The organism is Pediococcus damnosus (assembly GCF_001437255.1).
GTDB lineage: Bacteria > Bacillota > Bacilli > Lactobacillales > Lactobacillaceae > Pediococcus > Pediococcus damnosus.
This window is the reverse complement of sequence record NZ_JQBD01000079.1, coordinates 1-8,632: the sequence shown is the minus strand read 5'-3', so window position 1 is coordinate 8,632 and position 8,632 is coordinate 1. Positions and strand designations below refer to the sequence as shown.

Genomic DNA, 8,632 nt, shown 5'->3' with positions numbered 1-8,632 from the left:
TGACCATCTAGGAAAACCTTACACTAACATATAATTTTGAACAATAGCTTGAGTATTGGCATTACCTTCCATCTCAGCAAGATGAATGGTTAACTTTTTTCCTTTAGGATCTGTACGATAACCATCTTTTCCTTTTTTATAACCTGCCTTGTTTAAAAGTGCATTAGCTTTTTTGAGATTTAGTGGGAATCCCTTAGCAGATTTGTCATGATATTGAGAAAATACAGGTGGAATTAAAGTTGTCAAACGTGAACCTAAACCATTGCTAAACTTCTTTTCAACTGCATCAATATTCATAGCATAAGCAATCGCCTTACGTAAACTAGGATTTGCCATTTTAGAATTCTTATTCATGACGTTTTTTCCGGTCTTAGCATCATACTTTCCTAAATTGAAGCCAAGATAGTCATAGGCTAAAGCATTTTTACCAGTCATAGTATAACCAGAAACCTGTTTGATTTTTTTATACTGAGAACTCGGTACACCACCAATTGCAAGGTCATACTTGTGTGCCTTTATAGCTGCAGCAATAGAATCTGCTGAAACAACCTGAACAGTAATTTTTTTAAGTTTAGGAGTTCCACCGTAATAGTATTTGTTTCGAGTAAATTCAACTGACTCTCCTGAAACAACTTTGGACATCTTATATGGTCCATAGAATAACGGATGTTTACGTACTTGGGGTGAACTAGCTAATTTACTAAAGGAAATATTTTTAATGTAGTGATATGGTTCAGCATTTTCCCAAATATATCCATTTCCACTAGTTTTCATCCCAGGCTTCATTTGCTTAAAATGAATGACAACAGTATGCTTGTTTTTAATTTGAACCCCAGATATATCCTTTGCTTTCCCACTATGATAGGCCTGGATTCCAACAATATTTTGAATACTGCCAGTGTAATATTCAGATTGCGTTGCCTTATTAGCAAGCACTTTGTACGCATAGGCCACATCTTGAGCTACTAATGACTTACCATCTGACCATTTAACCTTAGGATTAATTTTGATCGTCGCAGTTTTTGCTTTTTGGTTTAAACTTAAATCTGCCGCTCCACCTTTAATATATTTAAAATTTTTATCATATTTAAACAATGCTTCATTTCCAAACTGCATTACATCTGTATCTTCAGCATTGCTTGTCAACGCATCGTCCCAAATCCCCTTAAAGGCAGATGAATTAACTTCTGCAACTTTTAGTGTACCTCCGCTGATGGCCTTTTTTTGGAGCTGTAAGAAGTAGGCAATGTTGGTTTAGTTGTCTTAGTAGAAGCCGATTTACTGTTTCCGCAACCGGCTAATGTCATAACTGCCAAAACTGACACGATTCCAATTGCCCATTTTGATTTACTCATAAAAATCTCCCCTTTATGTACTTTCATTTTTTAAAATTTTACATCATCACATACCTTCGAACTTTATTTTAATGTGGCATCCCTTCTCTCACATGTTACAATGCTTAGCCTCGACGTTGTTGTGCATCACCGGCACGTCTTAATGCTTGCCCAACATAACTAATACTCAATGTCAAAACTAAAATTACAATAGCAGCTGGCAACCAAACCCACGCCTTGCTGCCAATGACATCTGGATCCTGTGCGTAACTAATTAAAGTTCCTAAACTTGGTGTACTATCAGGTAATCCAAAACCTAAGAAACTTAACCCAGTTTCAATTCCGATATTACCTGCGAAACTTAATGTCGTATCAACAATAATAATTGAACTTAAATTCGGTAAAACCTCTCGAAACAAAATCATAAAATCACTGGTACCAGAAGTTCTTGAAGCAGCAACATAATCTTTTTCAGATTCCGATAAGGCTTTACTCCGAATTAAACGTGCTGTACTTAACCACATAAAGCAAGACATGATAATGATGAAAGTTCCAGCATTATATTTAGGAATAATTGTAACCAACACAATAATGATCATAATTTCCGGTAAAATATTAATGAAATCATAAATCCGCATCATGCCATTATCTAACCAGCCACCATAAAATCCTGAAATCATCCCATATACAATTCCAAAAATTGAAGAAATTATTGTAACTGCAAAACCAATCGTAATTGAATTTCGAGCTCCAATAACCAGCATCTTGAATCCATCACGGCCACCTTCATCTGCACCAAGTATAAAACCATCCTGACCAGGTTTATCATACTGGGCAAAGATATTAACATTCGTAACTTTCTCCAGATTTAGGCTGGCAGCATAGATGAAAATTCCTAAAATCAGCACGATCGTGAAAATTAATGAGGCCATTGCAACGCGGTCATGGCGAAACTCTTGCCAAATCACCTTCATAGTCGAGGGAGTTTTGACGGTTTTCTCTTTTTCTGATGAATTTGTCATACTGACTCCCTCCTATTTAATCCGAATTCGTGGATCAACAACGCTCATAATAATATCCGATAATAAAGTTCCAAATAATGCTAGAATCCCGTAAATCATAACCAATGCGGTAATGACTGAGAAATCACGATTACTAATGGAATTAAGGAATAATTGGCCCATCCCGGGATATGTAAAGATCTGTTCAACAAAGACTGATCCGCCTAATAATCCTGTAATTGAATAACCCATAAAAGCCGCAATTGGCAATAATGAATTTCTCAAGATGTGTCGTGAAAATACCTTTCTTTCTGGTACTCCCTTTGCTCGAGCAGTTGCCACCATGTCTTGATGTTTTTGATCCACAATTTCACTTCGTAGATATTGAACCGTACTAGTTGTGGATAGCAGTGCTGTAAGTACCCCTGGAAGAATCATGTGATAAAGCCTACTCCAAGTGTTCCCCCAAAAGCCGTTTGCACTGAGAGAAACTGATCCCCCGCTAGGGAACCATCCTAAAACATAACCAAATAACCAAAGTCCAATAACCAAGAAAACAAATAGCGGAATGGCATACGTCACATAATTAAAAAACATAATGCCGCGATCAAGATTTGTGTCCTCGTAACGACCTGCTAGTAATCCTAAAGGAATTGCAATGAGATAAGTAAGAATCACCGTGAATAGTGAAAGCCACAAAGTGTTGATTGCCCGGCCACCAATAACTGCCATCACCGGTTCTTTAAACTGATAGCTTGTTCCAAAATTGCCATGGAACATATTCACAACCCAATGAATATACTGTGTATACCAAGGATCATACAAACCAGCTTGTACTTTTAGGGCATGTAACTGAGAAGCATCTGTCTGTGGGGTAATTGATCCGGTAAAGGGATCACCTGGCATGAACTTAGCTAGGATGAATACCAACAAACTTAAAATAATAATTTGCGGAATCATAATAACCACCCGACGTAAAATAGTTTTCCACATAAGCTCACTCCCCCTTCACTTGATCTTCCGGAAGTGCCACTGAATGTGTTTCCGAAACTTTTTGTAATGGTAAAACACGACCATTTTTATCGTAATAACGGCTTTGTTCCGTATCAAATATCTTTTCAACTTCTTTTCGATGCTTACGTTGTGCATCTCGTTGATCAACATTCACATCCGGAATTGCCGCCAAAAGTCGTTTGGTATAGATATGTTGTGGATGATTATAAATATCGTCCCGCGTTCCCAATTCAACAAATCGTCCGCGATGCATGATGGCCATGCTGTCACACATGTGGCGAACAACGCCCAAATCATGAGAAATAAAAAGATAACTAATATTGAATTGGCTTTGAATTTCTTGCATGTAATTCAGCACCTGAGCCTGAACGGAAAGATCCAAAGCTGAAACTGGTTCGTCAGCAATCACCAGTTTAGGATTCGTACTAATCGCCCTAGCAACTCCAATTCGTTGTCGTTGGCCACCCGAAAATTCAAAGGGATATTTGAACAAATCATCTTCGCCTAGACCAACAGTGTCTAATAATTCTCGAACTCGGTGTTTTTCTTCTGTATCACTAAGCTTTTCAAAATTTCGCAGTGGTTCGGCAATAATATCGTAAATTCTTTTTTTGGGATTCAAACTTGATAACGAATCTTGAAAAATCATTTGAACATCCCGATTATAATCAATGGCCTTTCGTTCTTTTTTTGTAGAAACGTCATGCCCATCAAATAAGATTTTTCCGGATGTAATTTTTTCCAGTCCGATTATTGAACGCCCAATCGTTGTTTTCCCAGAACCTGTTTCTCCGATCAGTCCGTATGTTTGACCCGGTTCAATTTCAAAACTCACGCCATCCACGGCATACACATAATCATGAATTCGGTTAAAGAAGCCCGAACGAATTGGGTAATGAACCTGTAAATCCTTAATTTCAACTAAACTCATTTACACGGCCTCCCCGTTTTCAAATTTAAACGTCTGATAACAGGTACATAAAACATAGTGGCCTTCTTCAGGTTCATGCATAGTTGGTGTTTTTTCATGGGCACTCTCAGGAATCCATGGAATTCTTGGTGCAAATCGACAGCCATCATGGGGCATTTTTGCTAGAGAAGGAACAGCTCCCTCAATTGCGTAAAGTCGATCACCCTCGTGTTCTGCTTGCGGAATCGATTTTAATAATGAACGTGTATACGGATGTAGCGGATGATTAAAAATTTGAAAAACAGTGCCGCGTTCAACAACTTGCCCTGCGTACATCACAACCACTTCATCTGCTGTGTCAGCAACTACTCCAAGGTCATGCGTAATTAAAATGATTCCGGCATGATTTTGAGCTTGAATGCTACGCAATAAATCCAAGATTTGAGCCTGAATTGTTACATCCAAGGCGGTTGTGGGTTCATCTGCAATAATAAGTTCAGGCTTACAAGCGATGGCGATGGCAATAATAATCCGTTGCCGCATCCCACCAGATAATTCATGTGGAAATTGACGTGCGACCCGTTCTGGATTTTCCAATCCGACTTGATCTAATAATTTCAATACTATTTTATGTTTCTTGGTAGCAGAATAATCTGTGTGATAATCCAAAACCTCACGAACTTGATCTTCAACCCTCATCAATGGGTTTAAGGCCGCTAATGGATCTTGGAAAATCATTCCCATGTCACTCCCACGTAACTGATCAAATTTTTCTGGTGATGCACCAACTAACTCTTGATCTTGGAATTTAATGTTTCCGGTTATTTTAGTCCGCTTTAAATCGTGTAACCCAATAATGCTTTTCGCTAATGTTGTTTTCCCACAACCAGATTCACCGACAATTGCCAGAATCTCATCTTTATGTATTTTTAATGAAACATCATCCACCGCGTCAAAATATTCTGTTCCGCGCTTAAAAGCGGTGTGCAGATGATTAATCGTTAAAAGTTCTTCTCCCATATTGAATAACTCCTTTGTTCCGACATTTTATTAAAAAACGATTAAGAAAATTAAGATTTAATAATAATATAATCTTAGCTCATTAAAATGCAACCTTTTTTTATGTTAGTAAGGCAATAAAAGCTGCCTAGAAACCGTGTCCATTCGCGCAAAGACTAATTTTTTGAAAAATAAAAAAAGATTCATAATGTATTCACATTACAAATCTTTTTATCATAATCTATTATTTTTTATTTTTAAGCCAATCGTTTTTCCAAATAATGCGACAAAATTGAAAGCATATAACATACTACAAAATACATAACGGCTAAAGCCACAAACATCGGTAAAATATAATTACTGTTTTGGCCGTAAATAATTTGAGCATGATACATTAAGTCTGGTAACACAATAATTGTGGCCAAAGACGTATCCTTAATCAGTGAAATGAATTGACTCACAATGGTTGGAATCATCTTTTTTTGTGCTTGTGGTAACACGATATGCCACATTGCTTGCCAATAAGTAAGGCCATTGGCACGAGCCCCTTCCATTTGGCCAGGATCAACCGCGCCAATTCCACTACGGATTATTTCTGCCAACATGGCCGATTCAAAAATCGTCATCGCCAAAATTGAAGACCAGATTGGATTCAAACGAATTCCAATATTAGGAAGACCAAAGTAAGTGAAGAAAATAATTAACAACAATGGTAAATTACGAATTAAATCAATTACAAATCCGACAATCGCCGATAAATATTTTACATTAATATAGCGGATCAAACCTAAAATGGCGCCTAGAATATAACTGAACACAATTGAAACTGCTGAAACTTCCAGCGTAATCCATAATCCTTCAAGCAGATAATGAATATTTACCCAAGAATAAGCATTAATAAAGTTTTGCAATTTTCTTCACCTCCTAGTCTAATCGTTTTTCAAGATATCGCATATAATAACTTAATGGCATTGTAATTACCAAATATAAAATTCCAACTACAAAATAAGAATTCAGGGTATCAAAAGTCGTTGAAGCAATTGTGTTTCCTTGATACATCAAATCAAATCCTGCCACGAAGGCCAATACAGAGGAATTTTTTACTAAGTTAATAAATTGATTACCTAGAGGTGGAATCACAATCTTAAAGGCTTGTGGCAAGACAACATAGCGCATTGCTTGTGAAAATGTCATCCCGTTTGCCCGAGCCCCTTCCATTTGCCCAGGATCCACTGACTGAATTCCAGAACGAACTGTTTCTGCGATAAACGCCGACGTATAGATTGTCAGACCAATTGTTCCGGCAGTAAATCCATTTACCTTCACAAAGAACATTGGTACGACAACATAAAAGAACATGGTAATTACTAGCAAAGGAATATTTCGGAAAATTTCAATATAAACTCGCGCAATAATTCTAAGAAATTTGTTAGGAACCACTTCAAAAATGGCAAAAAGTGAACCAATAATCAGGCTGAAGAACAATGCCAAAATACTACATAACAACGTTTGACCTAGACCATAAAGGAGGTCTTGCCAATGATTCGCGACAATACTAATCATTTCTCTGCCTCCTTATAGTTAAATCCAGCAATGTTACCGAACCACTTTTTAACAATCCGATCATACTCACCATTTTCTCGTAACTGTTGGAGAGCTTGATTAATTTTATTTACAAAGGGCTTTTGTCCTTTATTAACGGCAATTCCATAGGGTTCTTTAGTGAAAGTACCACCCACAACTTGGTAGCCTGGATTTTGAGCAGCCATTCCTAAAAGGATCCCGTTATCAGTTGTAAGTGCCTCACCTTGTCCAGACTTCAAAGCCTGGAGAGCTTGTGCATAGTCCTGTAATTCCAAGACTTTAGCCTTGGGGGCGACTTTTTGGAAATTTGCAACCGAGTTAGCACCTGTAACGGCTAAAACCTGGGTCCCTTTTTTGTCTAAATCTTTAACATTTTTGATTGGACTACCCTTTTTGACCATTAATGATTGGCCGGCATTGAAATAATGATCGGAAAAATCAACCGCTTTTTCACGTGCCGGAGTAATCGTCATTGTCGCAATAATGGCATCAATATTGCCATTTTTTAACAACGGAATTCGAGTTTGACTAGAAACTTGAATAAAACTAGCTTTTCCGCTTGGACCCAACATTTGTTTGGTAATTGCTCTAGCCATATCGACATCAAAGCCTTTAATTTTTGAATCCTTAACGTCCATCAAACCAAATAACTTGGTGTCAGCCTTTACACCCCAAACAATTGTGTTATTGCTTTCTGCAGTTTTTAAAACACTTTCATTTGACGTTGCCGCCTTTGAGCCACAACTACTGAGGATCATGACCAGTGCACATAATGAGGTCAGCAATCCTAAATATCGAATTATTTTTTTCATGCGGATCCCCCTTTAGTGCTTAATAATTTTGCTAAGAAATTGGCGTGCCCGCTCATTTGAAGGCTGCCCGTCAAAGAATTTTTCTTTTGTATCATCTTCCAAGATATGTCCATCAGCCATGAAAACAACCCGATCACCCACTTCACGTGCGAAGCCCATTTCATGAGTAACTACCAACATAGTCATGCTGGAATCTCGAGCAATATCTTTCATAACGTTCAAAACATCATCAATCATTTCCGGATCAAGTGCACTTGTTGGTTCATCAAATAAAATACACTTAGGTTCCATTGCTAAACTACGGGCAATGGCGATTCGTTGAGCCTGGCCACCGGAAAGTTGAGCGGGATAACTTTCTGCCTTGTCAGCTAACCCAACTTTGTCCAAAAGTTGCATTGCCAATTTCTTATTTTTATCCTCATCCCGTTTTAAAACAATCCGAGGAGCTAACATAATATTTTCTAAAACTGTTTTATTTTGATATAAATTAAAATGCTGGAACACCATCCCAACATTTTTACGGATTTTATTCATGTCCGTTTTCTTATCAGCCAAATCGAATCCATCAACAATCAGTTGCCCTTTGTTGATTCGCTCTAATCCATTTACTGTCCGAATAAGAGTACTTTTACCAGAACCAGATGGACCAATTAAAACAACGGTTTCTCCAGCTTCGATTGTCAGATTAACATTGTATAGTGCATGAAATTTTCCATAATACTTTTCAACATCGTGAAATTCGATCATTGACATATAAATTTCCCCTTTTTCTTCAATATACGACAATTATTTACAAAAGTAAAAATGACTGCATACGACTGTCGTGGCCGCTAAAGCTACTGGGATAACCGAATTTGAAATCTCGTTAGCATTTATTCCCAGTAAAAAAATAAATGTTCATCTTCTATTATATCAATTTTTAGGGTAGAAAAAAGAGCTTGCCAAAATTTTTTGGGTCTCTGTCAAATCGTATTGGTG

10 protein-coding genes are annotated in these 8,632 nt (G+C 37.5%); all 10 read right to left on the bottom strand.

Annotated elements, in window-relative coordinates:
- Positions 1 to 18: 18 nt before the first annotated feature.
- The 10 genes from IV84_RS08565 to IV84_RS08525 all read right to left on the bottom strand — a co-directional run bounded on the left by IV84_RS08565 (position 19) and on the right by IV84_RS08525 (position 8,407).
- On the bottom strand, positions 19 to 1,146 hold the full coding sequence (locus IV84_RS08565; protein ID WP_056986423.1) for an ABC transporter substrate-binding protein: 1,128 nt from the start codon (positions 1,144 to 1,146) through the stop codon (positions 19 to 21).
- Between the two features lie 50 nt (positions 1,147 to 1,196).
- Positions 1,197 to 1,355 (bottom strand): hypothetical protein, encoded by a 159-nt coding sequence (locus IV84_RS10935; protein ID WP_155515913.1) that lies wholly within the window; start codon positions 1,353 to 1,355, stop codon positions 1,197 to 1,199.
- A 104-nt stretch (positions 1,356 to 1,459) separates the two neighbouring features.
- Complete coding sequence (locus IV84_RS08560; protein WP_046871448.1) at positions 1,460 to 2,356, bottom strand: ABC transporter permease; 897 nt, start codon at positions 2,354 to 2,356, stop codon at positions 1,460 to 1,462.
- Positions 2,357 to 2,368: 12 nt separating this feature from the next.
- Entirely contained in the window at positions 2,369 to 3,328 is a 960-nt protein-coding gene (opp4B, locus tag IV84_RS08555) for an oligopeptide ABC transporter permease (protein ID WP_046871447.1), read from the bottom strand.
- A gap of 4 nt (positions 3,329 to 3,332) precedes the next feature.
- Positions 3,333 to 4,280 (bottom strand): ATP-binding cassette domain-containing protein, encoded by a 948-nt coding sequence (locus tag IV84_RS08550; RefSeq protein ID WP_046871446.1) that lies wholly within the window; start codon positions 4,278 to 4,280, stop codon positions 3,333 to 3,335.
- Positions 4,281 to 5,279, bottom strand: coding sequence for an ABC transporter ATP-binding protein (locus tag IV84_RS08545; protein WP_046871445.1), 999 nt, complete (start codon positions 5,277 to 5,279; stop codon positions 4,281 to 4,283). It lies immediately after the preceding gene.
- 236 nt (positions 5,280 to 5,515) lie between these two features.
- Positions 5,516 to 6,169 (bottom strand): amino acid ABC transporter permease, encoded by a 654-nt coding sequence (locus tag IV84_RS08540; RefSeq protein ID WP_046871444.1) that lies wholly within the window; start codon positions 6,167 to 6,169, stop codon positions 5,516 to 5,518.
- A 13-nt stretch (positions 6,170 to 6,182) separates the two neighbouring features.
- Positions 6,183 to 6,821, bottom strand: a complete 639-nt coding sequence (locus tag IV84_RS08535; RefSeq protein WP_046871443.1) for an amino acid ABC transporter permease — start codon at positions 6,819 to 6,821, stop codon at positions 6,183 to 6,185.
- Entirely contained in the window at positions 6,818 to 7,654 is an 837-nt protein-coding gene (locus IV84_RS08530) for a transporter substrate-binding domain-containing protein (protein WP_046871442.1), read from the bottom strand. The genes IV84_RS08535 and IV84_RS08530 overlap by 4 nt, the downstream gene beginning before the upstream one ends.
- 12 nt (positions 7,655 to 7,666) lie before the next feature.
- Positions 7,667 to 8,407: an amino acid ABC transporter ATP-binding protein gene (locus tag IV84_RS08525; RefSeq protein WP_046871441.1), complete on the bottom strand. Its 741-nt coding sequence runs from the start codon at positions 8,405 to 8,407 to the stop codon at positions 7,667 to 7,669.
- Positions 8,408 to 8,632: the final 225 nt, after the last annotated feature.

Bases quoted from the DNA above. Each gene is read 5' to 3' on its own strand.
- IV84_RS08560 (WP_046871448.1), bottom strand. From the start codon at position 2,356: ATGACAAATTCATCAGAAAAAGAGAAAACCGTCAAAACTCCCTCGACT.
- IV84_RS10935 (WP_155515913.1), bottom strand. From the start codon at position 1,355: ATGAGTAAATCAAAATGGGCAATTGGAATCGTGTCAGTTTTGGCAGTT.
- IV84_RS08535 (WP_046871443.1), bottom strand. From the start codon at position 6,821: ATGATTAGTATTGTCGCGAATCATTGGCAAGACCTCCTTTATGGTCTA.
- IV84_RS08530 (WP_046871442.1), bottom strand. From the start codon at position 7,654: ATGAAAAAAATAATTCGATATTTAGGATTGCTGACCTCATTATGTGCA.
- IV84_RS08545 (WP_046871445.1), bottom strand. From the start codon at position 5,279: ATGGGAGAAGAACTTTTAACGATTAATCATCTGCACACCGCTTTTAAG.
- IV84_RS08550 (WP_046871446.1), bottom strand. From the start codon at position 4,280: ATGAGTTTAGTTGAAATTAAGGATTTACAGGTTCATTACCCAATTCGT.
- IV84_RS08525 (WP_046871441.1), bottom strand. From the start codon at position 8,407: ATGTCAATGATCGAATTTCACGATGTTGAAAAGTATTATGGAAAATTT.
- opp4B (WP_046871447.1), bottom strand. From the start codon at position 3,328: ATGTGGAAAACTATTTTACGTCGGGTGGTTATTATGATTCCGCAAATT.